This window comes from Phyllobacterium bourgognense (genome assembly GCF_003337575.1).
Taxonomy (GTDB): Bacteria; Pseudomonadota; Alphaproteobacteria; order Rhizobiales; family Rhizobiaceae; genus Phyllobacterium; species Phyllobacterium bourgognense.
In genome coordinates this window covers 76195-102205 of sequence record NZ_QPJM01000012.1, presented here as the reverse complement: position 1 = coordinate 102205, position 26011 = coordinate 76195, and the positions used below count along the sequence as shown (strand labels likewise).

General features: G+C 55.2%; 30 protein-coding genes and 1 tRNA gene. 13 read left to right on the top strand and 18 right to left on the bottom strand.

All coding sequences use genetic code 11. The features are described from left to right. Nucleotides 1–341: 341 nt before the first annotated feature. Complete coding sequence (locus C7476_RS19290; protein ID WP_114431498.1) at nt 342–1091, bottom strand: SDR family NAD(P)-dependent oxidoreductase; 750 nt, start codon at nt 1089–1091, stop codon at nt 342–344. Nucleotides 1092–1213: 122 nt separating this feature from the next. Between C7476_RS19290 and glpK the strand changes: the two genes are divergently transcribed. Continuing rightward, nucleotides 1214–2704, top strand: a complete 1491-nt coding sequence (gene glpK / locus C7476_RS19285) for a glycerol kinase GlpK (RefSeq protein ID WP_114431497.1) — start codon at nt 1214–1216, stop codon at nt 2702–2704. Nucleotides 2705–2898: 194 nt separating this feature from the next. Here glpK and C7476_RS19280 read toward each other — a convergent pair whose 3' ends face one another. The 5 genes from C7476_RS19280 to C7476_RS19260 all read right to left on the bottom strand — a co-directional run bounded on the left by C7476_RS19280 (nt 2899) and on the right by C7476_RS19260 (nt 7393). Continuing rightward, the gene (locus C7476_RS19280) at nt 2899–5088 is read right to left on the bottom strand and encodes a transglycosylase domain-containing protein (protein ID WP_114431496.1); all 2190 of its coding nucleotides are present in this window, start codon (nt 5086–5088) and stop codon (nt 2899–2901) included. 134 nt (nt 5089–5222) lie between these two features. Further along, complete coding sequence (locus C7476_RS19275; RefSeq protein ID WP_147274687.1) at nt 5223–6452, bottom strand: site-specific integrase; 1230 nt, start codon at nt 6450–6452, stop codon at nt 5223–5225. Beyond that, nucleotides 6431–6715, bottom strand: a complete 285-nt coding sequence (locus C7476_RS19270; protein WP_114431494.1) for a hypothetical protein — start codon at nt 6713–6715, stop codon at nt 6431–6433. The genes C7476_RS19275 and C7476_RS19270 overlap by 22 nt, the downstream gene beginning before the upstream one ends. Before the next feature lie 145 nt (nt 6716–6860). Further along, nucleotides 6861–6937 (bottom strand) — tRNA-Arg (locus C7476_RS19265). 102 nt (nt 6938–7039) lie between these two features. Further along, nucleotides 7040–7393, bottom strand: coding sequence for a hypothetical protein (locus C7476_RS19260; RefSeq protein WP_114431493.1), 354 nt, complete (start codon nt 7391–7393; stop codon nt 7040–7042). An 81-nt stretch (nt 7394–7474) separates the two neighbouring features. Between C7476_RS19260 and C7476_RS19255 the strand changes: the two genes are divergently transcribed. The 6 genes from C7476_RS19255 to C7476_RS19220 all read left to right on the top strand — a co-directional run bounded on the left by C7476_RS19255 (nt 7475) and on the right by C7476_RS19220 (nt 10231). Continuing rightward, a complete protein-coding gene (locus C7476_RS19255) occupies nt 7475–7765 on the top strand; it encodes a helix-turn-helix domain-containing protein (RefSeq protein ID WP_245426422.1) in 291 nt (96 codons plus the stop codon). Nucleotides 7766–8008: 243 nt separating this feature from the next. Continuing rightward, nucleotides 8009–8314, top strand: coding sequence for a pyocin activator PrtN family protein (locus C7476_RS19250; protein WP_114431492.1), 306 nt, complete (start codon nt 8009–8011; stop codon nt 8312–8314). Continuing rightward, nucleotides 8311–8559, top strand: coding sequence for a helix-turn-helix transcriptional regulator (locus C7476_RS19245; protein ID WP_114431491.1), 249 nt, complete (start codon nt 8311–8313; stop codon nt 8557–8559). Before C7476_RS19250 ends, C7476_RS19245 begins: the two co-directional genes overlap by 4 nt. A gap of 340 nt (nt 8560–8899) precedes the next feature. Then, on the top strand, nt 8900–9235 hold the full coding sequence (locus C7476_RS19235; protein ID WP_245426421.1) for a hypothetical protein: 336 nt from the start codon (nt 8900–8902) through the stop codon (nt 9233–9235). Between the two features lie 19 nt (nt 9236–9254). Further along, entirely contained in the window at nt 9255–9545 is a 291-nt protein-coding gene (locus C7476_RS19230; RefSeq protein WP_114431489.1) for a hypothetical protein, read from the top strand. Nucleotides 9546–9952: 407 nt separating this feature from the next. Continuing rightward, the gene (locus C7476_RS19220) at nt 9953–10231 is read left to right on the top strand and encodes a DUF982 domain-containing protein (RefSeq protein WP_181872521.1); all 279 of its coding nucleotides are present in this window, start codon (nt 9953–9955) and stop codon (nt 10229–10231) included. A gap of 238 nt (nt 10232–10469) precedes the next feature. On the opposite strand, the gene C7476_RS28795 is transcribed toward C7476_RS19220, so the two are convergent. Genes C7476_RS28795 through C7476_RS28275 form a run of 3 tightly spaced genes read right to left on the bottom strand, consistent with a single transcriptional unit; the run spans nt 10470 to nt 12092 of the window. Continuing rightward, complete coding sequence (locus tag C7476_RS28795; RefSeq protein WP_245426420.1) at nt 10470–10883, bottom strand: hypothetical protein; 414 nt, start codon at nt 10881–10883, stop codon at nt 10470–10472. 2 nt (nt 10884–10885) lie between these two features. Then, nucleotides 10886–11935 carry a gp53-like domain-containing protein gene (locus tag C7476_RS19210; RefSeq protein ID WP_147274686.1) on the bottom strand — a complete coding sequence of 350 codons (1050 nt, stop codon included), beginning with the start codon at nt 11933–11935 and terminating at the stop codon, nt 10886–10888. Next, nucleotides 11925–12092, bottom strand: a complete 168-nt coding sequence (locus tag C7476_RS28275) for a hypothetical protein (protein ID WP_181872520.1) — start codon at nt 12090–12092, stop codon at nt 11925–11927. The genes C7476_RS19210 and C7476_RS28275 overlap by 11 nt, the downstream gene beginning before the upstream one ends. 101 nt (nt 12093–12193) lie before the next feature. Here C7476_RS28275 and C7476_RS29510 point away from each other — a divergent pair, with 101 nt between their 5' ends. Continuing rightward, nucleotides 12194–12526 carry an excalibur calcium-binding domain-containing protein gene (locus C7476_RS29510; RefSeq protein WP_114431485.1) on the top strand — a complete coding sequence of 111 codons (333 nt, stop codon included), beginning with the start codon at nt 12194–12196 and terminating at the stop codon, nt 12524–12526. Here the strand turns inward: C7476_RS29510 and C7476_RS19200 are convergent, their stop codons facing one another. From C7476_RS19200 to C7476_RS19190, 3 genes are read right to left on the bottom strand one after another with little or no spacing between them, the layout of a single operon-like run. Continuing rightward, on the bottom strand, nt 12527–14554 hold the full coding sequence (locus C7476_RS19200; RefSeq protein ID WP_114431484.1) for a tape measure protein: 2028 nt from the start codon (nt 14552–14554) through the stop codon (nt 12527–12529). It lies immediately after the preceding gene. Further along, nucleotides 14544–14999, bottom strand: coding sequence for an HK97 gp10 family phage protein (locus tag C7476_RS19195; protein ID WP_114431483.1), 456 nt, complete (start codon nt 14997–14999; stop codon nt 14544–14546). Before C7476_RS19195 ends, C7476_RS19200 begins: the two co-directional genes overlap by 11 nt. Further along, entirely contained in the window at nt 14992–15342 is a 351-nt protein-coding gene (locus C7476_RS19190; protein WP_114431545.1) for a gene transfer agent family protein, read from the bottom strand. Before C7476_RS19190 ends, C7476_RS19195 begins: the two co-directional genes overlap by 8 nt. Nucleotides 15343–15468: 126 nt before the next feature. Here C7476_RS19190 and C7476_RS19185 point away from each other — a divergent pair, with 126 nt between their 5' ends. Next, nucleotides 15469–15909: a hypothetical protein gene (locus C7476_RS19185; protein WP_114431482.1), complete on the top strand. Its 441-nt coding sequence runs from the start codon at nt 15469–15471 to the stop codon at nt 15907–15909. Between the two features lie 202 nt (nt 15910–16111). Here C7476_RS19185 and C7476_RS19180 read toward each other — a convergent pair whose 3' ends face one another. The 4 genes from C7476_RS19180 to C7476_RS19165 form a co-directional block, all read right to left on the bottom strand. After that, nucleotides 16112–16780 carry an HK97 family phage prohead protease gene (locus tag C7476_RS19180; protein WP_114431481.1) on the bottom strand — a complete coding sequence of 223 codons (669 nt, stop codon included), beginning with the start codon at nt 16778–16780 and terminating at the stop codon, nt 16112–16114. After that, complete coding sequence (locus tag C7476_RS19175; RefSeq protein WP_114431480.1) at nt 16781–17374, bottom strand: hypothetical protein; 594 nt, start codon at nt 17372–17374, stop codon at nt 16781–16783. It abuts the gene before it with no gap. Next, complete coding sequence (locus tag C7476_RS19170; RefSeq protein WP_147274685.1) at nt 17367–17909, bottom strand: hypothetical protein; 543 nt, start codon at nt 17907–17909, stop codon at nt 17367–17369. Before C7476_RS19170 ends, C7476_RS19175 begins: the two co-directional genes overlap by 8 nt. Before the next feature lie 377 nt (nt 17910–18286). Continuing rightward, nucleotides 18287–19768, bottom strand: coding sequence for a hypothetical protein (locus C7476_RS19165; RefSeq protein WP_114431478.1), 1482 nt, complete (start codon nt 19766–19768; stop codon nt 18287–18289). Between the two features lie 1043 nt (nt 19769–20811). On the opposite strand from C7476_RS19165, the gene C7476_RS19160 reads away from it, so the two are divergent. Continuing rightward, a complete protein-coding gene (locus C7476_RS19160) occupies nt 20812–21078 on the top strand; it encodes a DUF3892 domain-containing protein (protein ID WP_114431477.1) in 267 nt (88 codons plus the stop codon). Between the two features lie 31 nt (nt 21079–21109). Here C7476_RS19160 and C7476_RS19155 read toward each other — a convergent pair whose 3' ends face one another. Together C7476_RS19155 and C7476_RS19150 are read right to left on the bottom strand one after the other, a co-directional pair. Further along, a complete protein-coding gene (locus C7476_RS19155; RefSeq protein ID WP_114431476.1) occupies nt 21110–21475 on the bottom strand; it encodes a hypothetical protein in 366 nt (121 codons plus the stop codon). Nucleotides 21476–21752: 277 nt separating this feature from the next. Further along, a complete protein-coding gene (locus tag C7476_RS19150; RefSeq protein WP_114431475.1) occupies nt 21753–22901 on the bottom strand; it encodes a hypothetical protein in 1149 nt (382 codons plus the stop codon). Between the two features lie 541 nt (nt 22902–23442). On the opposite strand from C7476_RS19150, the gene C7476_RS19145 reads away from it, so the two are divergent. The 3 genes from C7476_RS19145 (at nt 23443) to C7476_RS19140 (ending at nt 26000) form a co-directional block, all read left to right on the top strand. Next, complete coding sequence (locus C7476_RS19145) at nt 23443–24378, top strand: adenylate/guanylate cyclase domain-containing protein (protein WP_114431474.1); 936 nt, start codon at nt 23443–23445, stop codon at nt 24376–24378. 36 nt (nt 24379–24414) lie between these two features. Continuing rightward, entirely contained in the window at nt 24415–24591 is a 177-nt protein-coding gene (locus tag C7476_RS28270; protein WP_181872519.1) for a hypothetical protein, read from the top strand. Nucleotides 24592–24884: 293 nt separating this feature from the next. Then, nucleotides 24885–26000, top strand: coding sequence for an acyltransferase family protein (locus C7476_RS19140; protein WP_114431473.1), 1116 nt, complete (start codon nt 24885–24887; stop codon nt 25998–26000). Nucleotides 26001–26011 lie beyond the last annotated feature (11 nt).

Here is a 26011-nt window from a genome sequence, read left to right as displayed (position 1 = left end):
TCAAATCTGCCAAAACTTATCCCGAATTTCGTGGCGAAATCGTGGCTTTTTTGTGGGGTCAGGACACAGTTGGGGCAGTGGTTTTCGCGACGGCCGATGCCGATTATCTCTCCCCTTGCGGGAGAGGATGAGATTTTCAAGTTTGGGGTAGTGCAGATGCATGACCCGTGTGCGTGGTTCGACAGGCTCACCGTGAGGGTGCTCGCGGGCTGCAACGCTAATCACCACGCTTCATATCCCGGCCCTGCAATCTCCACCTTCCTAATGGTGAGCCTGTCGAACCACGCACATGGGTCACGCCCGCCGCGGCCCTCCCCAAGGGAAGGATAAGCTTCGGCGCTCTAAACGTGCTGGCCGCCGTTGATATGGATCTCGGATCCCGTCACGTATGATGACGATTCGGTGCACAGGAAGTAGATCGTTTCAGCCACCTCGGCCGTTTTTCCCAGCCGCCGCAATGGCAGATGCTCGATCATTTTGTCGGTGCCGGGAGACAAAATCGCCGTATCGATTTCACCCGGTGCAATTGCATTGACGCGAATGCCATGCGGCCCGAAGTCTGACGCCATTTCACGTGTGAGAGATGCCAATGCCGCCTTGGAGGTGGCATAGGCGGTGCCCGCGAAAGGATGGACGCGGCTGCCGGCAATCGAGGTCACATTCACCACCGACCCCTGTGCCGCCTCAAGTTCGGCAAAGAGGCCCCGCGCCAGCATGATGGGCGCGAAGAAGTTCACCTGGAATACGCTCATCCATGTCTGCATGGGGGTCTCGATGGAATCGAGACGGGCGCCCGAACTATTCTTCGGTGAAATACCGGCATTGTTGACCAGCGCATTGAGCTTACCGCCCTCCATGGCGAGCCTCTGCCTGATTTCGGACACCGCATGATCGACATCGGCGGGGTCTGCGAGATCGACTTTTATGTGATCGTCGGGACCAGCCGGCCAAGGGCAATTATCGTCGAAGCTCTGACGGGAACAGGTGATGACGCGCCAACCGGCGCGCGAGAAGCGTTTGACAGTGGCGTGGCCGATACCGCGGCTCGCGCCCGTCAGGACAAGTACCTTGCGTGGTTCTTCGTTGGTCATGGAAATACTCCGTTGCACCAGCAATAGCTTATCGCATTGCAAAATTCGAGGCATATCATGTCGCAACGATTGATCCGCCCGGGCGAAGCCAATATCGTGGCGCTCAGATCAAGGGGGGAAGCATGAACGGATATATTCTGGCCATCGACCAGGGAACGACGTCGAGCCGCGCTATTGTTTTCGACAAGAACCGCAAGGTTGTGGGCAAGAGCCAGCAGGAATTCACACAGATCTATCCGCAATCAGGCTGGGTGGAGCATGACCCGGAAGAAATCTGGCGATCCGTACTCAAGACCTGCGAAGTGGCGATCGAGAACGCCAAGATAGAGGCAGGCGACGTTGCGGCTATAGGCATCACCAACCAGCGCGAGACGGTCATTGTCTGGGACAGGGAGACCGGCAAACCCATTCACAATGCCATCGTCTGGCAAGACAGGCGAACGGCGCCGCTGTGCCAGAAGCTGAAAAAGCAGGGCCTCGAAAAGACGTTCACGAAGAAGACAGGCCTGCTGCTAGATCCGTATTTTTCCGGCACCAAGCTCTCTTGGATCCTCGACAAGGTGCCCGGTGCTCGCAAACGCGCCGCAAACGGCGAACTGCTCTTCGGCACGGTCGATAGTTTTCTCATTTGGAGGCTGACCGGCGGCAAGGTGCATGCAACTGACGCTACAAATGCATCGCGCACGCTGATCTTCAACATAGCGACTAATGAATGGGACGATGAGCTCCTCGAGATTCTCCGCATTCCTCGCGCCATGCTGCCGGAGGTAAAAGACTGCGCGGCAAATTACGGCGCTGCCGAAGCTGACATTTTTGGCGCTACGATTCCCATTCTCGGTGTTGCGGGCGACCAGCACGCGGCGACCATCGGGCAAGCCTGTTTCGAGCCGGGCATGTTCAAATCCACCTATGGAACCGGATGCTTTGCCGTTCTCAACACGGGCACTGATATGGTGCTGTCGAAGAACCGGCTGCTGACGACAATTGCCTACCGTCTCAACGGCAAGACGACATACGCACTGGAAGGCTCGATTTTTATTGCCGGGGCGGCCGTACAGTGGTTGCGGGACGGGTTGAAGATCATCGGCTCGGCGCCCGAAACCGGCAAACTCGCCGATCAGGCCGATCCGAGCCAGAACGTCTATCTCGTTCCGGCCTTCGTCGGCCTTGGAGCGCCGCATTGGGATGCCGAGGCGCGCGGCGCCATCTACGGCCTTACCCGCAACACCGGACCGGCGGAATTTGCCCGCGCCGCTCTGGAATCGGTTGCCTATCAGACGCGGGATCTGCTCGATGCGATGCGCAAGGACTGGAAGTCATCCGGTACGAAGACCGTTCTGCGCGTCGATGGCGGTATGGTCGCTTCCGACTGGACGATGCAACGTCTCGCAGACATTCTCGATGCGCCGGTGGATCGTCCGACGATTCTCGAAACCACAGCACTCGGAGCCGCATGGCTGGCGGGCTCGAAGGCGGGCATCTGGCCGGGCAAGCGCGATTTCGCCAAGACCTGGGAACGCGACATACGGTTTGTGCCGAAGATGGACGACAAGACGCGCAAAGCCAAGATTGCAGGATGGAGAGTCGCGGTGAAACGGACGTTGACGAGTTAGCGGGATTGATGGAATGGCTCTGCCCTTACCCCCCCTGTGGGGAGGGAGGCTGCGCAGCAGCAGGGAGGGGCATTTTAAACAACCTCGCACTGCCCATTCCATATAATTAGAAAAAGCCCCTCCCCGTCGCTCCGTCCCTCCCCACAAGGAGTAGGGTAAGGCGGCAATGTTGGCGCTACGTATACAAATCCAAATCAATTGCCCATGATCAGATCGAACAGCGTCGTCTTGCGGCCCTTGTGGCCAACCTCGCCGGGAGGCACGGGCCGGGTTGAACCGGTTTGATCACCGAGATCCGCAGGAGGAACCGGGCCGACCGGATCGAGTTGCGCGGAAGGCACGCCCTCGCCAGCTGGCACCGCGGGATCGACCCCGGAAGAGGGCAAGATATCGTTGCCGTCATTGACCTGCTGATGCAGCTGATAGTCACCCGGCAACTGCGCCACCGGCACGCCCTTGTGCGCAGCGACCATGAAGTCTTTCCATGCGATCGCCGGCAGGGAACCGCCAGTGATCTTCTTCGTCGGCTTGCCGTCATCATTGCCGAACCAGACGCCGGTCGTCAGGTTCGATGTATAGCCGATGAACCAGGCATCGCGGAAGTTCTGGCTGGTGCCGGTCTTGCCCGCTGCCGGCCAGCCGAATTTGGCTTTCGTCGCCGTACCCGTATCGACTGTCTGGCGCAGCATGGCATTCATCATGCCGACATTGCGCGGATCGATGACACGGTCTGTAGCGGTGTTCTTGTGCTGGTAGAGGACCTTGCCTTCATTGGTCGTCACGCGGCGGATGATATAGGGCGGCGCCCTGTAGCCACCATTGGCAAAGGGAACGAAAGAATCGGTCAGTTCCAGAAGCGTGACTTCCGATGTTCCAAGTGCCAGTGAAGCATTTGCCGTGAGGTTCGATTCGATGCCGAGGCGGTGGGCTGTCGACACGACTGTCGTCGGGCCGACTTCCATCACAAGCTGCGCCGAAACGGAATTCAGCGAGCGCGCCAGCGCTTCGGCCAATGTTACCTTGCCGAAATACTTGCCGTTGAAGTTGCCCGGCGTCCAGTTGCCGATACGGATTGGCGCGTCGTTGCGTACGGATTCGGGCGTGAACCCTTGCTCGAGCGCGGACAGATAGACAAACGGCTTGAACGCCGAGCCCGGCTGACGCTTGGCCTCGCTGGCACGATCGAACTGGCTGTTGGCATAGTCATAGCCGCCGACCAGCGCCCGCACCGCACCGGTACCGTCCACCGAAACCAGCGCGCCCTGCGAGACATTGAGTTTCTCGCCATTCTTGCTGATCAGATCGCGGATCGACGCTTCTCCGAGCTTTTGCAGCCCGAGATCGACAGTGGTGTCGACGATCACATCGCTGCGCACATCGCCGATCAGATCCGGCAAGTCTTCCATGACCCGGTCGGCGACATATTGCTCCGAACCGCTCCAATAGGAGGCGGCGCGGGTTGCCGGCTGTTTCATGGCGAAGTTGAGTTCCTTGTCGCCGATCATGCCCTGTTCGCGCATGGCCGCGAGCACAAGCTGCGACCGTTCACGCGCGGCTTTCGGATCACGCGCAGGCGACAGGCGCGATGGTGCCTTCAACAGCCCGGCAATCAATGCGGCTTCCGGCAGGGTCACTTCCTTGGCAGATTTATTGAAATAGCGCCGGGAGGCCGCGGCAACGCCATAGGAACCCGAACCGAGATAGACCCGGTTCAAATACATTTCGAGAATTTGATCCTTGGTGTATTTCTGCTCGAGCCAGAGGGCGAGCATGACTTCCTGCACCTTGCGTTCAATGGTGCGGTCCGGCGTGAGGAAAAGGTTCTTGGCCAGCTGCTGGGTGATGGTCGATCCGCCCTGAACAAGCCGCCCGGACATGACGTTGGCAACCATCGCACGGGTAAAGCCGATGGGATCTACGCCGAAATGCGAATAGAACCGGCGATCCTCGATGGCGACGACAGCTTCCGGCAGATAGGGCGACATGTCATGCAGACTGATCGCCTCGCCGCCGGATGCGCCGCGATTGGCGATCAGATCACCCTCGACCGAAACGATCTTGACGTTGGGCGGACGATCGGGAATGGCCCATGTGGTCGTCTGCGGCATCTTCGCGGCGAAGTAAATGACAGTACCCGCCAAAGCGATACCGCCCCAGATGCACAGAACGAATGACCAATAGACCAGGCGGCGCAGTGCACCGAAAAACCCGCCGCTGCTGCGGGCGCGGCGCGATCTGCCTCGTTGCGATCTAGCCGGTTTGCGTGCCGTCTTGCGTTTTGCCACAGGCCTGTCCTCCGGATCTGCGCGCAAATCATCGCCCGAACGGCGGCCCGTACCGAACCCCGGCTCAATGCGCTGTCTGCCCTTGTCGCGTGATGCCATTGATGAGAAGTCCCGCCCGATGAGCCCGAATAGTTTGAAAGCGCCCCGTTGCAGGGTAAATGCGGCGATTTAAGGTGCGGTTAAAGCCGCCTCAGTTAATTAATGTTAAGGATCAAGGCATTGGAACGGACGCGTTACCGCCCGTTACCGCTGCCGTTACCGCTCTGTTCTCGGCCCTTCAACCGAGCGTCTGCGAAGCGGTCTGCTGCTTCTTCTGTTGCACGATCGTAAACCGCTGATGTCGTGCGCGTTCCACTGTGGCCGGCAACCTTTGCGGCGTCGTCGGTTGTTGCACCAGATGCCCTGCCCTCAGTGATTCCGGAGGCCCTAAGATCGCGAGCCCACGCCTTTGGATCGATGCCAGCGGCTTCCCTATCCTCTGCCCATCGGTCTGTGATGGCCCGGGAGTTGTAGGGCAGGCCTGTGGTCTCTGAGACGATCATGGGACCTGTGCGCTTGTCGAGGGGCCAATGGGCCATTTCTTCCAACACCATCGGTGCCTTCGACAACGGATATGCGATCGACTTGCCTGACGTGTTCGCGGTCTTCGATGGGGTGAACTTCAACAAAAGATTCTCGTCGACATTCTCCCATCGCAGACCAAACCATTTCAATCCAGCCTGAACGTCAAGCACGTCTGAGACACCATCCATGTCGATAGCCCACCACTGGCCGGCAACATCCCAAAGCCGCAGCGTTGTCTCGTAGACCAAAGCGTATAAGAGTGCCGAGGATGGCCTGCCAGCAGCGTGCGCTGCTTTTCTGGCCGCAATGGCTTCCGCGGCTGTAAGAACCGTCTCACGACGCTTTGGCTGCGGCAATCCCGATCGGGCGGTCTTTAGGATTTCACGCAGTTGAATGCATCCGTCAAAACGGCGCAGGATGCCATGGCGCACTGCCGCCTCAAGGATGGCTCGGCAAGTCGCTGCTGCCGCAAGGTGCCTGTCTCCATCACTCCAGATTTTGTGCCAGCGAATCACATCAATGCCCATTATGGAATCGACGCGCCGCGGACCTATGTGCTCCTCGAGCTTGGTAAGGTAATGTTTGTACGGGACAAGCGAACCAGGTTTTAGCTTGTGAAAAGCGCTTTCCTCATCTCGTTGGTAGGTCGAGAACAGTGAGCGAAGCGTGCCATCGAAGGCGAGCGGGTCGTGGCGATATCCTGTCCGCCATAGCAGCATATCCGCCTGAAGTGCATTGCACTTGGCTACTAGCATTTCTGGACTGTCTTGTATGAATGAGAGATTGACGGTCTTTGGACTATAGCCGCGCTTAACATCCGCCTCGTCGGCAACCCAAACGGGTACGTGACCAGACGCACGCTTCATCCATTTAAGACCTACTGCTTTCGGCCTTTCCATTCGCCCTCCCCTCGATCAGGCATTCCGCCAGATCCAACCGTGATCCCAAGATAGCTCTGATAAAAAACACGCACGAGCGGAACGGCGCGCCCGCCGTGAAAAGCGTCGATCTGCGGGAAGCCAGGCTTCTCTGATATCGTCGGCAATCGTTCCTTTAGCCAGCGTGGTGCGGCTTCCTTGCCTACGATAGCCTCTGCAATTGCCGCGTCGCTGGCGAATAGCGGAAGGCGGGCAAACGGGTCGTTGTCATTTTCAGCGCGCATAGCCGCCTCCTCTTCTGGTGTTTAGTTTCTGCCAATCCAGCACGCACACAACCAACGCCGCTGCCAACGGGGAAACCGAATCTATGACCTCTATAGTGTTAGCAGATCAAAAAATAAGGACCGCTGGTGGTTCAGCGGCCCCTATTGGCGACTCGTGAAGTATTCGAAACTTCGACCTATCGGGTAGAAACCGATCGCTCTATCCGGCTGAGCTAACGAGCCATGTAATGTGGGTGGCCACCCGTTTTAGCGTCTTCTTCTAGTCTGGGCTCTTCTCATGTGGTTCTCCTTGGTTGACCATCTTGGGAGGATGGGCTGTGGTGGCTATTCGGCTGCGATCAAATACGGTGGCTTGGCGCCGATCGCGGCAAACTCTTCGTTGTTAAGGCGCGTCCACTCAATTGAGATGGCCCGCAGGAAGTCAGGAGCTTGAGTTTCCCACACTTCCCTGTCCTCGGCGTAGTAGAGCGCCAGCCGCAACTTAGCTGCGATGTCGCTGTAGTCCTTTGCGGGTGTGGAAAGGATTGTCTCGTCCAAAAGGGAGACCGTATTCATCAGCGAGTCCATGACGGCGTCTGGATATCCAGCGGGGTCGCAGGCAGCAGTCATCAGGACCGCGCGCTGGTGGAAGATTTGTGCGAGTGGAATGCCGTGCTGTCTGTCAGTGTCGTTGGTCATTTCAATCTCCTTGGTTGCTGTTAAGGTCTATAACACTAACCGTAAGGGTTATTTTTGTAACCGTCAAGGGCAAATATAACCGTGTCGGTTATTTTTATTGCCGTGAGGTTCATCCTGCTTTATGTAAAGGATATGATTACGAGCGCTCAGATAAGGGCAGCCAGGGCACTTATTGGCTGGAAACAAACGGATTTGGCGAAGGCTGCATCCGTATCTGAGATGAGCATCAAAAATATTGAGCGAGGTGACACGGATCCTCGCGTGAGCACCATGCAAGCCATCCAAGCTGCACTCGAGACTGCCGGCGTAATCTTCGTTCCTGAGAATGGTGAGGGTGTTGGCGTGCGTCTCAAGAAAGAACGGCAGCCTTGAACATCCATCCCGGCTACGACTGAACGGGCGCAGAGCCCGTCAACAGAAGAGAATCCGCGCGGTTGCTGTGGTTATCTCTGCCCTCATCGCGATCGTTCTGGTCGTGGCATTAGCCACGGCTTTGATTTCGGTTATCGCATAGGTTGGAAACGAGAGAACTGAATCCAACTATTTTGCAATATAGTTGTGAATATAAGTCGACCTATTGGACTATAGCGCCCTCCCCCGCTTAGCCTCGGTCATATGAAAAACCTAAGCTACGATTCAAAGCCCCAGTCGCTCAACACGCTGTTCTTCTTGATGGCGCAGTATGGGCCGATGGCAGTCATTCCGCTGGACCTGATTTGCCGTGATTACTTCAGCCACCTACCGCCAGATAAGTTCTTGCGGAAGGCTAGCCTCGGCGAACTACCCATTCCAATTATCCGAATGGAGGGCAGTCAGAAGTGCCACAAAGGCGTGCATATTCTGGACTTGGCTGGATACATAGACAGTCGCAGGGATGCGGCTACAAAAGAATATCACCAGATGCATGGGGTGGTGGGATGACTGCCAACAAACGCCTGCTTACTCGCCAAGAGGCCGCCGCCTATTGCGGTTTGAAGCCGTCTGCGTTCTCCGATTGGGTACGCCAGGGCACGATGCCGAAGCCGGTTCCTGGCACACGTCGTTGGGACAAGAGCGCGATCGATGCCAAGCTGGATACAATGGCGGGTATAGCCAAAAACGACAATGCGGAAACGCCGCTCCAAAAATGGCGACGTGAACACGATGCACGTCGAGCCAAATCATGACCCTACCCCCGATCTATACCCTCCACGAAGCAGCCGAAAAACTGCGGATGAAGCCCAATGCGCTGGGCCGCTTGGCACGCAGACAAGGTCTATGCTCAGCACATGGTCGAGACCTTTTCTTCAGCGAACAGGATCTGACTGATATTTGGGAAGTAATGAGGGTGGCCGCACGAGACAACATAAGACCCGCACACGTATTCCCGTCTGAAGCGAGACTGATGGAGAAACTGCGCAAACTCACAGCAAAGAAACCACGTCGACGCGCCGAGCGGTAATATACACTTGCGTTCCTCCGGGGGCGCACGCATAGATTGCATTCATCAAAGTGGGGAAATCAGAAGTGAAAACGTATCTCTATAAAGTAGCTACGCTTGCGGCTGCTTTGACTTGCTGTGCAACTGTTGCCGCATACGCTGATGATGACAGCGTAAATAGTGCTTACTACCTTTGCGCAGTGATGGACAAAACAGGCTTGGCTAGCGCGCCTTGTGAAGTGTCCGGATGGAATTCATCCGTAACCGCAACAATTGATATGAACAGCGACGAAGCACGTGACCTCTGCGGCAAAATTGCTGGCATGATGCGCGACAAAGGCAAGGCATTTCGCAGCGGGTGGACGTTCCAAATAAAGTCACCGTTCAGCGGACAAAACAGCATAGCGTATTGCAATCTGTGACTAGAGGAGTTGTCATATCGTGAATGAAGAAGACAAAACAGCGAATGCGCAAGTGCTCTGCGGCAAGTGTAAGGTTCCAATCCAAGGGCCGACCGAGCCGACCGAGGACAGTATTTTCAAATGTCCGGACTGCGGTGCAAGCGATACCCACGCCGACGTGATGAAGGAGGTTGGCGAGTACTTCCATGATACGACCGCACGGACGCTTCAATCTCACATGAAGAAGGCTGCCAGAAGCAGCAAAATGATCACTTACAAGGGTAAGGACGTGGCCGATCGAGAATACAAGTTCATATTAAGTACCATTTGAGATAATGGGGCTCAAAACCCTCCAGTATTCTTAGGACTCAAGCTGATCGCGGAGAACCGCGATTTACAGACCGTACAATGCATCTTGGGCAGCAAGTCCTTTGCCATGGCGCCGTGGTCGCGTCCAAGCTTCTCCGCAAGCTTCGCTAGATCGATAGAGACGTGACGGCCACATTTCTTGTTTCCGCAGTGCGCGGTCAGCGTGTAGCCATTGTCATCTATGAGCTCGCCGATCGTGTCTGTGATGCTGTGATTTGCCATGAGAACAAAATGAGAACAGATTCCCATCAGGTCAAGACCTCAAAGCAGTGGCTTAATAAATATTGACTATCGCAGATTGCGGAACGGAGTTGGGCTATCTACCGTTTCCACGCGATGGAAGAACGGCATTTTAAAGAAGTTCGCATCATGACAAGCCACCCAGGCCGGATGCGTGTCATCACATCGGCACTTCAAGCCGCAGAAATGGTTCTCACAGATTGGCCGATCGAAGAAAGCGAAATCCTATCTGCCACCAAGCACGCTCTACTGGCCTGCCTTGAGGGCAACTTGTCGCCAGGCTCGGCGCGCTTTGCTTTCATTCAGGCGGCCAAGGAAGCTGGAAACTATGTCGATGAGCCGGAACGTGGACCGCCGACGGGCAAGTCGTTCCGGTGGAACAAGAGCAAGCCGCGGCGCAGGGCTTAGTCGGGGCGTGCCTCACCTTTTGTTAACCATGCAGGCGCACCCTTTAACGGCTGACCATAGTGCCCACTGTGTCGGCACCCGGCCTCCTATCGTTGTTGTGCGTATGTGAAAGGCAGGCCGGGTACCTGAAGAAGGAGTGTGTTATATGCGTAAAAATTTGACGCAATTTTCAATTCTGGACGTGTTCACCATCATTTCTGGGATTGCATCGATGTCGGCTCTGTGCTGGTTTTTCGTGTCATAGCGCAGACGCTTCCATAAAGAACGCATCGACCTGCTCGACCGTGAAGCCCAGACCCGCGAATCCTTCCTGAAGCATTTCATCGGATCTCAGGAAGGTGCCGCTGTCAGCGTAGGCCGCTTGTGTGCGGATGTCCTGAGTGGCTATCCAAGCCTCAACCTGGCTCAGTAATCCAGCATCGATAAGCTGCAAGCGAAACTGCCTGCGTGACACGCGATCGGGAATGACAGGCTCGGGCGTATATTCGATCACGGCACCATCTTCGAACTTCCGCGCGCCCTGATACGTATAAAGCTCGATCCACTGTTCGTCTGTGATTTCGACAGCCTCAGGTGGAACACGATTGCCGTGAACTTCTTCAGAATAGAAACCTATCGGAAAGTTTTCATCGTTGAACGTTGCGACCATCATGATCAGTTTCCTAATGCGATGTAGCTGACAGCAATGCCGCCACCCAGGATCGGCGATTGCGCATTGAACCCCGACGGAGATGCGGCACCGAGGAGTGACAGATAGCGACCCGTTGATACACTTGCATCTACCGCTGTACACGCCCAACAGGCGCCCGGAAACGCGGTAGCAAATAACACCGTTGCGGTCCCCGTTGCGTTGGTCGTGACTACCACCGTCCCCCACTTGATGACTACTCCCGAAGGCAAGGTTTGCGAGCCTGCGCCGCCACCTGACGCTACTCCGCCCATGGTTGCGAACATCGCCGCCCCTGTTGTGTCATCTAATATTGATTTGGCGAACGTCGATATCCCAAGCGTTGTTTGCGCCGCTCCAGCGTTGGCATCGTCGAGGAGGGTTTTTGCGTAAGTAGAGACGCCAAGCGTCGTTAGCTGCGCGCTTGCATCGGCATCGTCGAGCAGAGCCCTACCAGCAGTCGTAAGATCAGCAAGAGCGGCTCCGGATGAGCCTGTAAGATAAGGCAGCTTATCGGCCGCTGGCGTGCCTGTGATATTGAGCGAGGCGCGCCCTGCGGCGGTTAGGTCGGTCAGCGCGGCAGTGGTGGATCCGTTGAAATAGGCAAGCTTATTAGCCGCTGGTGTCAAACTGAAGAACGATACGGCCCAATCCTTAAAATCGGCGAGTGCCATTGCGCCCGCACCGATGAAATAGGGGAATTTGTTAATGGCGCCGGTCAGCCCAGCGAAGGCCTGAAGATTTCCATTACCAAGCATCTCAATCAGCGCGCGTGCTGCCGCACTATACCTGCTGCCATCCGGTTGGTAGCGAATGGCATATGCCGACGCAGCAAGAGCTCCGCCAGTCCAGGCCTCTTGGAGGGTTATTTGCGTATTGCTGTCGACGGATAGGATAATCGCATCAAGGTTTTTGACCTTGAATGTGTCACCTGGCTGGATGTCAGCCGCGACCCACATGCTACTAACCCCAGTAACAACGGTGCCGCCCGCAGAGACCGATACAGTTCCTGCGCTATAGTCATTCTTAATCGCCATTACGCAGGCCTTTCAAAAGCTTTGCTGCTCGTTCGTCCTGGCGCGCCATTTCTTCGGCAGCGACCTTTTCGGATTTTCGCCAGGCAGCCGTGTCGGCCTCCCACTTCAGGTGCTCAGCGCATGGCTTGTCGGCCGCCGCGTTAACGTCGTTGATCATGTTGGATTCCTTGATTTTCAGCCGATCAATTCAAATTCGAAAGACTTTGAGCGGCAAGTTTTTACAGTTCGGTGGTGAGATTTGAGTGGGAGAACCAGCAAATGTCGCCTTGGAAAAAAAGTCCTGCAGAAGTCATAGAGTTCAACTCGGTGCGGTATCGGCCCAAGGTCAGGTCGTACTACGACAGGGTACGATCAGTACTTAGCCTCGCGTTCAAGCTCTGCGTATTAGCAATGGCTGGCATAGGGCTATATATTGCGAGTTCGTTCGAACCTCCCGAATATTCTAGCGCAAGCAGCCTGATTAGCCGGCCATCATACGTTCCGCGGACCTGCAGAACGGCCCAGTCATCCGCACATCGTGGTCAGCCAGGTTATTTTGCGCACCTCGATCGCGATAAGGATGGCATTTCCTGCGAGCCTTGGCCGAGGTAGCTATCTCAACTTCACATTCGATTGATTGGCCTTGCGAACGGTGGCAACGATGGTCGCAGGCAGTTCACGCCTCATCTGTGCCAGAGCTTGCTCTGTACGCGCCACTGCTTCAACGGAGGCGCCGCGGTTGTCGATTGTGGGGTTGAAGTGAACTACAACGCTCTGCCCACCGCTTCCTGCTGCTCGCAGTGGCGGCATGCTCGGCGCAGTCAGCCGATGGTTCGGGATGATTTGCGCACCCTTCGGCACGTTCATCAGTTCCGGACCTTTTTCACCAACCCAAGCCAGACCACCTGGTGCATTGTTGGTGCCACCTGCAAAACCCATAATTTTGCCGAGGCCCGAGAAGATGTTGCCGAACGAGCCGCCAGCGTCATTGCTGGATGCTGGTTTGAACAATGAATCAAAAGCCTGGTTAAGAAGCATGTCACCAAGCTTCTTGGCCAGGTCTGACAACGCGTCGCCAAGACTTTTCGCACCCGTAATCGCGTCGATCGCGCCGCTTTTGAATGTGTCATAAAACTCGCCGGCAGCTTGCTCGGATTTATCTTGCGCATCCTGAACCTTGCGAAGTTCATTGGCCTGGTTGGCATACGCTGCCGACACCTCGTCGATTTTAGCCTTCTGATCGTCGGACAGCTTAATGCTCTCGAGGTCCGTCTGGCCTTTTCTACGGGCCTCCTCGCGAAGGTCAGCCAGAGCCGACTGTTCTAGGTCCAGAGCCATGCGTCGGCGTTCTTGGGCTTCGTAGCCCTTGCCCACCATGGCGGTTTCTTCAGCGAGGGCGGCAGTGCGGTCCTTCGTAGCCTGTATGTCGTCGTTGAATCGACTGTCTGCAGTCTTCTTTACCGCTGGTGTGCCTTTCGCCTTTGTGGCCTTCGCGGGCACTTTGTAGTCGTCCAACGAAACGGGTCGGATAGGCTTGCCGCCTGTTACGTCGAGCGTGGTGCCTGGTTTGTCCTCAGTCGCAGTAGCGCCAAACGCATCGTTAATGCGCTGCTGAATCTGACGGTCAGAACGATACGGCGTGGCGCCAAGCGATCGTCCCACCTCATCCAGTCCAGTTGCCGCACCGAATGCCGCAGACATCTCAAGGGCGGCAGTGGTGACTGCGCTCACCCATCCGTGAAGCGTTTGCAATGGCCCGACGAGCGAATTGATGATGTTTCCCGACTCTTTCATGGCTCTGGCCATTCTGTCTATGGTTTGCGCCAGAAGCTGTGCAGCATCAGAGTTATTATCGAACTGGCGGGCCGTATCGATCAAGATATTCTGAAGGCGAGTAAAACCCTGCGAAACGGTAAGCTGCGAACCGCCAACCTTGTCCTGCAGAGTGCTGGCGCCTGCCTCGAATGCGCGGAAGAACGCCTCGGACGACACCTTTCCATCCTTCACCAGACGGGTTAGCGCCGAGACCGAGCCGCCAGCTTCCTTTAGGCCAGCCGCGGTTGCTTGCAGGAGCGGCTGTGCCCCATCCAGCAAGGAATTGTACTCCTCAGCCTGAACAACGCCGTTACCGAGCGCCTGGGATAGCTGAAGCAATGCTCCGCTCGCCTCGGCGGCCGATGTGCCACCAACGCGCAACGACAACGCAACGTTGTCTGTGAATTTCAGCAATTCCTGCTGGCTAACGCCCAAATCCTTGGCCGATTGCGATGCGCGCCCGTACAGGGTGACTAGATCCTCGATCGGTGCGGCGTTTTTCTGCGCGCTGGCAAACAGACTGTCGTAGACGACATTCAATTGCTCGCCCGACAGGCCAGCAACCTTCAGGGCGTTGGAGATGCGGGTCGAAGTATCAATTAGCGCTTGGGCACCTTTCAGCGCACCTATACCCGCGAAGGCGCCAGCAATGACACCAGACGTGCCCTTGAACGCGTTACCGACGCGATCCGCGGAAACCTTGGCCTGTCGTTCCATGGACTTGAATTCTCGGCCGGTGATCTTGCTGGCGTTCTTCATTTGTCGCTCAAGCTGCGCCGTGCGCGCCTCGAGCGTGAGGATTAACCCCTCTTTGTCAGTTGCCATCCCATACCTTTCGTGCGGCCTTTTTTACCGCTCGTTTTGTGCGTGCCGCAGCGCGTTTTTTGTTTGACCTGTAAGAGACATAGAAAAATGGCTGTGCAGGCGCTCCCGGGTTCTTCGTACCTGCGAACATGCCCCCATTGAGATGCGCCGCACTTCCAAACTCCACGAGGTGCGCGTAAACCTTCGAGTTGCCCGCATAGATGGTGATGATCAAATCACCGTCTGATGCCTCTATCTTGCCGATACGCTGCGAATATTTAGGGGCATTGCCAAACGTCCACCCGATGCTGTCACGAAGATCGCCATCATCGACGGCGACCAGATTTCGCATCAGCGTGACAATCTCTTCTGCACTCTTCTCCATGGCCAAGCGGGCAGCGTCATGCACAGCTTCGGCCATCCGTGCCATTTTTCGTTGGACGCGAGCCAGCCCGCCGTCATCCATCGGTGGGCGCTGGTGCTGGTGCGTTATTGCCGAAGAAGGCTGCCTCGAGTATCTGCAAGGACAGCGTCATGTTCTCAGATAGCGGCCGCCCTTCCACATAACGCTCAACAAGCTTCAGCGCCGCAACAGGTGCAGTGCCGGCGCCAATGAGTGCGAGCCGAATTATCTCCTTAATGTCCGCGATGAGGTAGATTCCCTCGCGATGCATCCTGTTGAACGTGCCGAACAGGCTGCGATTGAATTTCTCTTCCCACTCGATGGCTGCTTTCCAGCCGAATTGAAAGTCGTAGTTACCGTCGCCGAAAGGCTGGGTGATGCGGGCGTAGTGGTGATTGTCAGGCATGAATTCTCCATATGAAAAGGCCCGCGCGATGGCGGGCTGTGTGAATTGTGCGGGGGGTCTGACCGGGACCAGAAGTTGCGATCCACCCTTGGTCGTGGCATCGTGGGTCACCTTGGAGGTGCTCAAATGCGCGGTATCTGGATCCTTGCGATTACCTCTATTTTTTCCTGCGACGCAAACGCTCAGACGTCGGCCGAGTATGCCCTTATGGCAAAGCGATCTGTCGCAGCTTTTATGTGCGTTTCTCTCGCCGCTGGGCTGGAGGATAAGCATCAAGAATATAACCGACTATTCGGCATTGCGTATAATGAAGGGAAGCGATTTCTTGAAGCCGCGATGCAGGGGAAAGTAAGCCAGCACGATATGGGTACTGAGGTTCCTATGATCTTTAGTTTAAGCGGGGATTCTCCGAACATAGATTTCATGCTGGGGAGGATTGCAGCTAAAGCTGATGACGAAGTCTTTAAGAAAGTGTATCTGGATGATCAACGTAGGACGTTCCCCGCGGACATAGTGAGGAACAACTTTGAAGATCAATATAGGCAACACAATTGTGATCTACTTTAGCCCTAACGCACCCTCAACAGGGGTCATATTTTCAATTGCAGGTGCGCGCGAAAAGGAGCCCAAACGGTCCGGCGCCCGTCGATCTCTGAACATTGATGCCCCCCTTGGTGGGCAGGTTTCACGAAACTTTTTTTATACAGGTTTAGAGTCGCGATTGGGGCAGCACGGTCCCTGGCCGTGACACCCCATACATTGAGGGGGGCTAGTCCTTAAGCCTCTGCAAGGCACGCATAAGTGCAACGTGAGCACCATCGGCTAAGACTCGGCCTGCCTTCACGTCATCACGAAGCGAACTACCCTTGGTGTCAACGACATCGATAAAAGCCTGCTTCACGGCGCCCGCCTTGACCATGCTGATTTCGACAAGATCAGCCTCCAATATGAACCGAACTCGCTCACCTCCCACTTCTTTATATTCCTGGCGAAGGGTACGGCTGCCTGCCGACATCGCTGTTATCCTGCGACTGCGCACTTCCGCAATCAGTGGCGTTGGCGGATTCTTCAGGCGAAAGGCCAAACCCGTCTCATCGGACATCAGCTCCAAATCGTCATCAGTACTGGCCATCTCCGTTCCAGACTTGTGGTCAATCCAGAATTCTATCCGCTTCCGGCTTGCTAGCGATGCATCAAAGCTCCCCTTCACAAAGACATCGACGGCACCCTTAAACACGTGGGGTTTGTTGTATCTAACGACGTAGCCTTGCAGCGCTTCCTTTCCGCTTGCCTTGCGATCGACCGTTGGCATGGATTTTACGTCAGCGATGCGTCCACCAACTGACGTAATCGGCCCGCCAAAAAATGATGTTTCATATTCGCCACCGCCCGATCTGGCGCTAAAGGGGCCATTCGCTCTAACTTCATATTCGCGCATCTAGCGGTACTCCACTGGAATTTCTGACACGGTGATGTAGCCCCGCTTCAATGCATCGCGCAGTGCGTAACCAGCGTCGCCGTTGCGATCTAGTGGAAAGCCAAACAGGTCCTGCCCGAAGTCATCGAGACCAGACACGTTAATACCAGCCCGCTCAAGTCGACGACGGATTTCGCCGTACTGATTATGGGCCTTTGCGGCAGCGGCAATGTGACTGAAGAACTCTGCAGCGCACTCTCGTTGATCTGGCAGAAATTCAGAGATCACAACGCGGCTGGCCTTCCTGTGCTCCTCATTGATGCGATTTGCGAGTAGGTGGAGCGCATCTTGTATGTCCTGCTTCTCGCGCGCGATCTTGCCCATTTTTTCGCGAACGGACAGCGGTGGTTCGTAGTTAATTCCCTCGACGATCGCGTCAACACGTTCCTTCTGGAAATCGCGGCCCTGCTCGTCAGCAATTGCTTTTCGAATGTTGCGGGACTCCTCGTCGAGTTCAAGGTTGCGATTTGATAGTTCCGCCTGGCGAGTTCGAAGTCGCGCGTATTCGGGTGATACGTCGGTCAATTCGGGAATGGAGCGTTCTTTTTTAGTCATGTTCTGGATTCTCCGTTGGAAGAAGGTCACGTGCGATTTTTCGCAATGCGCTGAGTGGAAGCAGGAAGAATGATTGCGCGAGCTCCGGGCGGTCTTCGGTGCTGCGATATGTGCAAATGACGGGAGCACCCGCAAAGTCCTGGCCGCGGATGTCGAGCATCGGGACGGTCTGCCCGATCAGTAACGAACCATGACGGAAGTCGATCTTAGGTTCATGCCAGCCCGCGGCCGTCTCAATAAGGTCTAGGAGCTCGGTTTCAGCTGTTTCCTTGCCTGCGCCTGCGAACAGGTGAAGCCGGCCAACCCGCCATTCTGCGTCTCCCGCGAGACCGAGCGACGAAGCCGATAGAGCCAAGACAATGCGCGCAACATCGCGCGGGGTAGTGGTGGGACTGATAGGCCTGCCAACGCCAATTCGACGCCCCTTTTTGAGGGCTATGATAACCTGGCGGATGAATGGCAACGGGAGGCCAGTGGCGGTTTGAATAACCCCCGGCATGTCTCGAGCCAGCACCCTATGATGTGCTGTTTTCATTTTATGAATTCCATTTATTGATGAAGGGCAAAAAAGGGGTGACCAAGGCGAGCGTAGGCCCTAACGGCTTGATTTTGCCACGCTCGCCTTGGTCCAGGCGCTTCTGGACACCTGTTGTGTTCGGCTGCCGGTCCATCCGCGGTCAGCCGAATCTTTGGAAACTGCAGCACCGTGTCCGGAGGAGTTTACAGAACACGGTGCGAGATCGACCTGCGTGTGCGAAGTGCAGGTGATGGGGTGGTCTGGTGAACCCGCCAAGATGCAACCAGACCTTGCGACGTAACCAATCGAGGTGCCGCAAAGAAAAAGGCCGCATCGCTGCGACCTCCTAATCTGTCATTAGAATACGTGGTCAGTTGAACGCGAGGGCACACCCCTTATGCAGCCATCACCAAATAAGTATCGATTGCTTCATCAACAGCAGCAACTCCACGGCGCTGGGCATACTTTCCATGATAGCCAAGAGCCTCGCCAATCTCTTCAGCCTTGGCGTCGGTTGTGGCAAGCTCCAATATAATCCTGGTGTCGTCGTCCATGCGAGCCTTCAGCCTCCTGTGGTCGATGCGCTCAACAAACCTGTCCTCCCATGTCAAAGTCCCTCCGCCCTGGCTTTTGGACTGCTTGTTCTTTCGAATACCATGGAGGCCGGGGAAGTTGTTCTGCCTATCGCCATTCTTCCTGCGTGGCATCACTGGGCCTGGGCACTTTCTTATTGTGCCTGTGAAGGCAGCAAGCGCGGCCTCGTAGTCCTCGTAGGTCCATGGCTCCTGCTTCTTCCTGCCGGTTTCTTTGTCTTCAATCGTGGTGGTGTGTAGGGCTCTCTTGGGTGCAACTGGAGTGACAGCGGCCATGCGGTTGTGCGTCTCGTCGTCGGCAAGGCGGTTGGCTTCTGGAAACACCTTGGCTGGCGGCATGTCACTGGATTGAGTGCTCATAAGCTCTTCAAGCCAAATGTTGGACTCGCGTACGTTGTCGGCAATGCGCTTGTTATACGCAGTCTCTTCCCGCTTCCTTATGCTCATGGCTGCAATCTCGTCCTCAGTCAGGTCAGCGATTTCCTCGACCTGATCCTTGCCTCCTTTTGGTTGACGATAAGACTCCCATGGCTTGCGCCATACTCCGTCGCTACCCCGCCATTTTATCAATCCCCATTTGCCGCCGAAGTCGCTGCGAGGTCCGAACTTCAAGCCGTCGCATTCCATAACTTTGCCAGCAATCGGGTACATACTTAAGAATTCGCCAGAATACGGCCGAATGTTTTTGGTGGCCGTTTCTCCCGGTGCAGGCTGTTCGAAAACGATGTCTTTGCGGGCTGGCTCGCCATTCTGCCCGAAGGTAACATTGGCAAGAGTTGCCATCAGTTCCTCTGGAGAAGGCCGGTACTCGTCAAGGCAGTCTGTATTTAGGTCATCTGACAACCTAGATATGTGCTTCTCATTCTCCCGCCAGTTATCGTTTGCTGCCACGGGCGCCGCTGCTAGGTCGTCATTAGCAGACGCATACGCGGCAAGCCCTTTTGCGCGTTCTCCATCCATTGAGCGGATATAACGAGTTGCTGTCGGCCACGCGCGTACTGGAATAATCTTGCTGTCGTTGGCCGGCAGGGTGGCCATTATGGCGTCTTTTGTATCTGTCCACGCCTTCACGGGGCCGTCGCCAGACATTCGGATGGTCACACCTTTACGTGGCTTCAGGGTCTCAGGTGCTCGCCTGATGTCTTTTAGGATTGGTACTTGTTCGGATTTCGGTATTGGTACCGAATCCCACTGCCCTTCAATCTTGATGAGTTTATATTGAGCAGTCCGACGTAGTTGAGGCTCGTCGTCGTTATAGTTATCGTTCCCGGCTGTCTGGTTCATGCGAATGTATTCATGTGGCAGGTTCCTTTTGTTTAAGCCGGCGTCATTGCCGGCGTATCTACAGTTGCTGGTAAACATCCATTCGCGCAATCAAATGCGTGAATGTATCCCCTCTATACTGTGAGCAGATGATATCAGATCGATTCCTGATCAGTGCTAACGTGGCATTTACTCAAAAAATAAACGTGGCGGGGGAGGCCGGCGTTCTGGCAAACGGTTTATAAACGAGCACATCAGTCATAAAAAAAGACTCGCGGGAAGATGGCAAGTTCAAAACTTTGTGCGGTTTTTCCCTGTTATCCACATAAGTGACACACAAGTTATTGCGGTCACAATTATGTAAAAAACTATGACTTGACGCTTGCATACGAGTCATTTTTTAATAGTCGTGGCGTTGCGTTAGTGGCGCGACCGGAGTGTCTGTAACCGGCCTTTTTCCAGTTTATCCAGTGTTTGCCAGAGCTTGCACCCTATGGTGCGCGCTAGCGACAGGCTATGTCTAAACAGGCCGATCGCTTATGCAAAGATAGATTATTTTGTAGGGTAAATGGCCAATTAACACTATAATTAGTGTTTACAGGCATCAATTGCACCAGATACTGTGGCGCTTGTTAAGGACCTAGCAAAACTGCCCCGGTCACCAAATACACGGCAAAGGGTCCGCAACTTCGGCGACATCGAACATGATAACCAAAGATAGAAAGGTAGGTGAAAGCAGAAATGAAGATTGGAAGGAACGCAAGCACTGGGCGCTTCACGACGGTTGCAACCGCCCGAAACAAGCCCAGCACCCACGTAGTCGAAACGGTCAAACCACAGCCACCTAAAAAGTAGTTGGGTTGGATCCCGAGTCGGGCGGCTTCCCGCAAAAGCTGCCGCCCGGTTCCTTTTCTAAGAGTGTTTGCAGACGATGTCACGTTTTTGATTACCACCGCGGCAAGTTTTCCCGCCTCTAGTGATCAGTAATCGATTGAATCTGCGGACACTCATCTCTCGCCGGAATGATCTGGCGAGAAAATTGGAACCTATAAGGAAATTCCGAAATGTCTGACGTTCAAGTTACTGGTATTAATAAAAAGGACCGCTTTAGCTCACACGAGGGTATCACTCACCTGGGGGCAGCGAACTGGAAATGGACGCGAGCGGCCGTAATCAAGTCGATCGAAGAAAAGTCCAATACGTTCTACACTTTGGTCAATGGCAACCGCGGAAATATCGGCGTGGTAAGCGGACAGAACGGCAAATATGTCCGCACTTACGCAGACGGTAAGTGGAACGATAATCTTCTTTCACTTCCTGAACTGGCCTAACGACTTTGACGCCCCTCCTCACAGTGGGGCGTCATTCATTTTGTACAGGCAAGATGGTCTCTTTCTCACTACCGATGCCCTTGATAAGGCGAACTATTTGCTCGTCCGATATCTTGATCTTACCTCGCTCAAGTCCCGCGATGACTGCCTCGATGAGCAGGTTATGGTCAATTTCTATAGTCACGTCACGTATCGTCGCCGCTTTCGGGGATGAGGTCTGCTCCTGGACAGAATCCCTCAGGGTGATGCCATAAGCACTTATCTGGCACTTCGACCGCCCGTCAATCGTATCCGACATTTGAGTAATAGCGCCTGAGCCCCGATACGCCTTGCTATTATGTTTTTCGTACGAATAGGAGCGCACGCTCGCCTCAAATCGACCGATCACTTTAGCCATTCAATGCCCTCAAATCTAACGCCCATACGTCCGACAGGCCGGAGCGTTTACCGAATGAAGAAACGTGCGAAGCTTGCCACATTTTTACGCTTTCGTGAACGGGCATCTCAGCATCCAAAAAGGCCGCCCAGCGATGACAACTGGACGGCCAGGACGGAAAGTAGCGTGGGAGGGGAAGAGGCTTTCGCTACAGTGTTAAAATAGATTCAAAACACTGGTCGCGAAATCATACTTAGGGTTGGTTCGATTATGCGGTAGTTTAGGAGGTTACGCTTTTTCATGCGGCCTGCTTTTCGTTCTCGGGATGAGGCCAGAACACATACGCTTCCTCATATGCATCCAAGAGCACCCTTGCGCCAACGAGCTCCCGCGCAGTACGGGATGTTGCCGTCTGCAGGCTGTTAGTGGAGCTTAGCTTAATCGTAGCTGTAGGTGCGTCACCCTCCTCACAGTCATGGAATTGAAGCTCGACCCTATATTCTCCTGCCTCAGTGGCTTTTACGGAGAGGATTGTTGCGTCGCGACGGGTGGGTGGCATTTCTTCCAGATAATCGAGAATGCGCCCTCCCAGCTTTTTCGCCACTACCCACTCTCCGATGAGATGTCTCGGATCCTTGACTTCAATCTCCACCTGTATCGCGTCGGAGAGCAGTTTTAGCCTGCGCCGGCCGTCTGCCCATTCGTCGTCATTCGCAGAGAAGACTATGAAGGAATCACCGATCTCTTCCCCAGTGCCGTCTGCTGTGAGCTCGATATAGATATAAGGACGGTCCTCTTCCTCCGTGTCGAGTTCGGCATGAGTGATTTCCGCGTAAATATATTCTTCTCTTAAGGGTGCGGAAACCGCACTGGCCACAAGGCCAGAGTGCGAGTTTTTCGCAACCAACTTAGGAGTACTCGTAGTACTCCCGTAGGTTTGGGTACCTGAATTCCGGTACGCTGGATTACCTAGTGTATCGGTTGGCACCCCGACTAACTCCCGTAGTGGGGTGGAATTCCGGCACACTAGCTTATTTTCTGTAGTGGTATGGTCTGCCGGTACACTAGCCTTTTTCTTGCCTTTGGATTTTTTGGCTCTGGTGCGATCTGCCTTGGCACATTTTACTCGCTCGGCAACCTCACGGACCCAATCGAAATTGAGATCATATTCCGTACCGCGCGTCCCCTTGCCTTCAACTTTTACCGATATGTAGGCGAAGGAGAGTAAGCGACGAACCGAATCCTGTACCGAGGAATGCGATCGGCCCGTCTCGCGAACGAGATGGGTGAGTCCAGTCGGATAAGTGACGCCTTTGAGTTTTAGATACCGGTCAGTAATCTCCGCCAGGACCGCCAGATCGCAGGCTGAAAGACTGGTGTTCTTGGAGGCATATAGCACTAGCTGTGTTTGATCGACGGGACCTATCTTCAGCGCTTCGGTGCTCATCGCGTAACCTGCAACGCTTCAACAGCAAGAGCAGTTAATCGCTTTGCTAGGCCCGCCGAGAACGTCGCCGAGCGCCGTTGGCCGGCTTGAGGCGCATAGAGCATATGGTTGCCATCGGGCTGCTTAACTAAGCGCAAACCATAGAGCCGAATGTGCTCGTTCAATTCAACGTCTACGAAGGCTACGCAGTCGCGGTTGCCAGTCTCCCGAGTGGGGTGGCAGTAAAGTACTCTCATTGGATATCCTTTTGTTATGGCGCATGAATGCGCGCCCGCTCAAGGAAGCGGGGGTGGTTGAGTCTTGCTTCGGTAACTGCCCTCAATCAAATCAAAGGCTTGATGCTAAGGTGCGGTTAAAGTCGCCTCAGTTAATTTAATGTCAGGGATCAAGGCATTGGAACTATGGACCCACCCGCGCCGGAATTGATGCGCTTCGAGCAGTACTAACTCTTCCCACATCCGGCTCCAGCATATAATGTTCGGTACGACTGCGGGTGCTCCTGCAGCCCCCTGCAGGTATCGAGCTGGGAGAGTACAACGCCATGACCGGAACGCGCCGCAAGCTGACGACGATCTTCTCCGCGGATGTTCAGGATTATACGCGCTTGATGCGTACCGACGAGGAAGGAACCCTCGCCACCCTGAAAGAATACCGCGACGCAATGTCCCGGTTGATCGAAATCCATGGTGGCAGGGTCGTCAACACCTGGGGTGATGGACTGATCGCCGAATTCGCCAGCGTGGTCGAAGCCGTGCGCGCAGCGCTCGATATACAGAACGAGGTTTCGGGCTACAACGCCGACCGCCCCGACGACACGCAAATGTTGTTTCGTATCGGCATCAATCTTGGCGATGTTATCGCCGAAGACGACGACATCTACGGCGATGGTGTAAACGTGGCTGCGCGCCTGCAAGCATCTGCATCGGCTGGCGGCATCGTCATATCCAACACGGTGTACGACCACGTGCGCAACAAGGTTGCGGTCGGTTTCGAATGCTTGGGGCAGCTACCCGTCAAGAACATCGAAGGTGGTGTGCTCAGCTACGCCGTCAGGATCGGAGAAGATCCTGTCCGTTCTGCGCAACAGAACCCCATTTCAGCCATGGGCACATCCGATGAAAAAAACATGGGACCCGGTACCACCTACGACCCTGGCTCCATGACACCAAAGTGGCGCAACTACGGCGTATTGGGTGCAATCTCAGCTGGTATCGTCGTCGTCAATTTGTTGTCGTGGGACGGCGAGTTCTGGGCGCCGTGGCCAATCCTCGCTATAGCAACCGTGGCCGCACTGTCGTGGATGCGCACCAACCGACAGGTTGACCAGGTTCTGACGGTTTTCACGATAGTCGGTCTTGCCCTCATCTGCATCAATTTGCTTTCCTGGCACGGCACTTTCTGGGCCGCATGGCCACTGCTTGCAATGGCTGTCCTCGGCAGCATCCGCTGGTTTACGCGCCGCCGCGCGGAGCCCTAAACCCAGGGTGTCAGATTGAACCTCACGGAGTAAACTATGCGTTTCGTTGTTTTTGCGGGTTTGGTGGTGATGTTGAGCGGTTGTGGCGGTGGCGCGTTCCAGCGGCTCAATCCAAACCCTGACGCGGAAGCGCAATATCGCCTCGGCGGCTGTCAGCTGCGTGGACATGGCGTTTGCAAGGACCTGCAGGAATTCTCTGTTCCCAGCCAATAGACACAATGACATCCGGGATTCCGTATAAAAATCATCGCGCGCGTAAAATATTATTTTGCGGCCCTTGAAAACTTGCCCGGGTAGTTCTACTTTAATCCTTGCGTAACGAGTGGTTCTCCTCCCATTTTTCATTCGTTGCGTGTTCCCCTCTGGACGCTTTAGCGTTCACAATTCGCCGGGCTTCTGCCCGGCTTTTTTGTTTCTTGGATTTCGACGCGTTATCACCCGAATTTTACTTCCCCTTCGCAATTTTCGCGTATCAAAGGGAAATGGGTTCTGGGGTACACAATGTTATGAGCACGGGTGAAAAAGCACGCGTCGACTGGGTCGATATCGCCAAGGGTATCTGCATCATCTTTGTCGTGATGATGCATTCGGTGCTCGGCGTCGAGAACGAAGCCGGCGCCCGCGGCTGGATGCATCCTGTCGTCGCTTTCGCACAGCCTTTCCGCATGCCGGATTTCTTCATGATCTCGGGTTTGTTTCTTGGTCTTGTAATCGGCCGCTCATGGTTGCGTTATGCCGATCGCAAGATCGTACACTTCTTCTATTTCTACGTGCTTTGGCTGACCATCCAGTTCCTGTTCAAGGCGCCGGGCATCGTGGCGGAAAGTGGTCCAAGCGGCGCGATATCCGCCTATTTGCTGGCTTTCATCCAGCCATTCGGTACGCTGTGGTTCATCTATCTCCTGCCGGTTTTCTTTGTCGTCACGCGCCTCGTCAAAGGCATCAATGTCTGGCTGGTCCTGATGATCGCTGCCGTGCTCGAAACATTGCCGATCCATACGGGCTGGCTGGTGATTGACGAATTCTGCAGCCGTTTCGTCTATTTCTTCGCTGGCTATGCATTTGCACCGGCGATATTCCGCTTGGCCGAATGGCTGAGGCAGCGGCCCATTACGGCCCTCCTCATCCTTGGCGTATGGGCACTGATCAATGGCTGGCTGGTGTTTACGCCCGCATCCGAGGCGTTTGCTGCCTGGATACCCCCGGAAGCCTATACGTCGGGCGGGCTTGGCGGATGGGCTAACGTGCCGCTGATCTCACTCGCAGCCGGAGGTGCCGGAGCGCTGGCGATCGTTTCCGTTTCCGCGCTGATCGCTCACATGGCACAGTCCTGGGACGTTATCGTGAAACCGCTGCGCTGGCTTGGAGCGCATTCGATCGTTGTGTATCTCGCCTTCTTTCTGCCGATGGCGCTGGCCCGTACGGTTCTTTTGAAGAGCGGCATTGTCACCGATATAGGAACGATATCACTTCTGACCGTCATAAGCGGCGTGATCGGTCCAGTGGTTCTGTATTGGCTCATCGAGTGGAGCGGCTACGGCCAGTTTCTGTTCAGACGGCCACAATGGGCCCATATCGATCGCGCCCCGGCTCCAAGGCGCGCGCTGGCTTCGGCCGAGTGATATTCACGCCA

Excerpts from the sequence above, each read along its gene's own strand:
- C7476_RS19290 (WP_114431498.1), bottom strand. The coding sequence starts at position 1,091 with ATGACCAACGAAGAACCACGCAAGGTACTTGTCCTGACGGGCGCGAGC.
- glpK (WP_114431497.1), top strand. The coding sequence starts at position 1,214 with ATGAACGGATATATTCTGGCCATCGACCAGGGAACGACGTCGAGCCGC.
- C7476_RS19280 (WP_114431496.1), bottom strand. The coding sequence starts at position 5,088 with ATGGCATCACGCGACAAGGGCAGACAGCGCATTGAGCCGGGGTTCGGT.
- C7476_RS19275 (WP_147274687.1), bottom strand. The coding sequence starts at position 6,452 with ATGGAAAGGCCGAAAGCAGTAGGTCTTAAATGGATGAAGCGTGCGTCT.
- C7476_RS19270 (WP_114431494.1), bottom strand. The coding sequence starts at position 6,715 with ATGCGCGCTGAAAATGACAACGACCCGTTTGCCCGCCTTCCGCTATTC.
- C7476_RS19260 (WP_114431493.1), bottom strand. The coding sequence starts at position 7,393 with ATGACCAACGACACTGACAGACAGCACGGCATTCCACTCGCACAAATC.
- C7476_RS19250 (WP_114431492.1), top strand. The coding sequence starts at position 8,009 with ATGAAAAACCTAAGCTACGATTCAAAGCCCCAGTCGCTCAACACGCTG.
- C7476_RS19245 (WP_114431491.1), top strand. The coding sequence starts at position 8,311 with ATGACTGCCAACAAACGCCTGCTTACTCGCCAAGAGGCCGCCGCCTAT.
- C7476_RS19220 (WP_181872521.1), top strand. The coding sequence starts at position 9,953 with ATGACAAGCCACCCAGGCCGGATGCGTGTCATCACATCGGCACTTCAA.
- C7476_RS28795 (WP_245426420.1), bottom strand. The coding sequence starts at position 10,883 with ATGATGGTCGCAACGTTCAACGATGAAAACTTTCCGATAGGTTTCTAT.
- C7476_RS19210 (WP_147274686.1), bottom strand. The coding sequence starts at position 11,935 with ATGGCGATTAAGAATGACTATAGCGCAGGAACTGTATCGGTCTCTGCG.
- C7476_RS28275 (WP_181872520.1), bottom strand. The coding sequence starts at position 12,092 with ATGATCAACGACGTTAACGCGGCGGCCGACAAGCCATGCGCTGAGCAC.
- C7476_RS29510 (WP_114431485.1), top strand. The coding sequence starts at position 12,194 with ATGTCGCCTTGGAAAAAAAGTCCTGCAGAAGTCATAGAGTTCAACTCG.
- C7476_RS19200 (WP_114431484.1), bottom strand. The coding sequence starts at position 14,554 with ATGGCAACTGACAAAGAGGGGTTAATCCTCACGCTCGAGGCGCGCACG.
- C7476_RS19195 (WP_114431483.1), bottom strand. The coding sequence starts at position 14,999 with ATGGATGACGGCGGGCTGGCTCGCGTCCAACGAAAAATGGCACGGATG.
- C7476_RS19190 (WP_114431545.1), bottom strand. The coding sequence starts at position 15,342 with ATGCCTGACAATCACCACTACGCCCGCATCACCCAGCCTTTCGGCGAC.
- C7476_RS19185 (WP_114431482.1), top strand. The coding sequence starts at position 15,469 with ATGCGCGGTATCTGGATCCTTGCGATTACCTCTATTTTTTCCTGCGAC.
- C7476_RS19180 (WP_114431481.1), bottom strand. The coding sequence starts at position 16,780 with ATGCGCGAATATGAAGTTAGAGCGAATGGCCCCTTTAGCGCCAGATCG.
- C7476_RS19175 (WP_114431480.1), bottom strand. The coding sequence starts at position 17,374 with ATGACTAAAAAAGAACGCTCCATTCCCGAATTGACCGACGTATCACCC.
- C7476_RS19170 (WP_147274685.1), bottom strand. The coding sequence starts at position 17,909 with ATGAAAACAGCACATCATAGGGTGCTGGCTCGAGACATGCCGGGGGTT.
- C7476_RS19165 (WP_114431478.1), bottom strand. The coding sequence starts at position 19,768 with ATGAACCAGACAGCCGGGAACGATAACTATAACGACGACGAGCCTCAA.
- C7476_RS19160 (WP_114431477.1), top strand. The coding sequence starts at position 20,812 with ATGTCTGACGTTCAAGTTACTGGTATTAATAAAAAGGACCGCTTTAGC.
- C7476_RS19155 (WP_114431476.1), bottom strand. The coding sequence starts at position 21,475 with ATGGCTAAAGTGATCGGTCGATTTGAGGCGAGCGTGCGCTCCTATTCG.
- C7476_RS19150 (WP_114431475.1), bottom strand. The coding sequence starts at position 22,901 with ATGAGCACCGAAGCGCTGAAGATAGGTCCCGTCGATCAAACACAGCTA.
- C7476_RS19145 (WP_114431474.1), top strand. The coding sequence starts at position 23,443 with ATGACCGGAACGCGCCGCAAGCTGACGACGATCTTCTCCGCGGATGTT.
- C7476_RS28270 (WP_181872519.1), top strand. The coding sequence starts at position 24,415 with ATGCGTTTCGTTGTTTTTGCGGGTTTGGTGGTGATGTTGAGCGGTTGT.
- C7476_RS19140 (WP_114431473.1), top strand. The coding sequence starts at position 24,885 with ATGAGCACGGGTGAAAAAGCACGCGTCGACTGGGTCGATATCGCCAAG.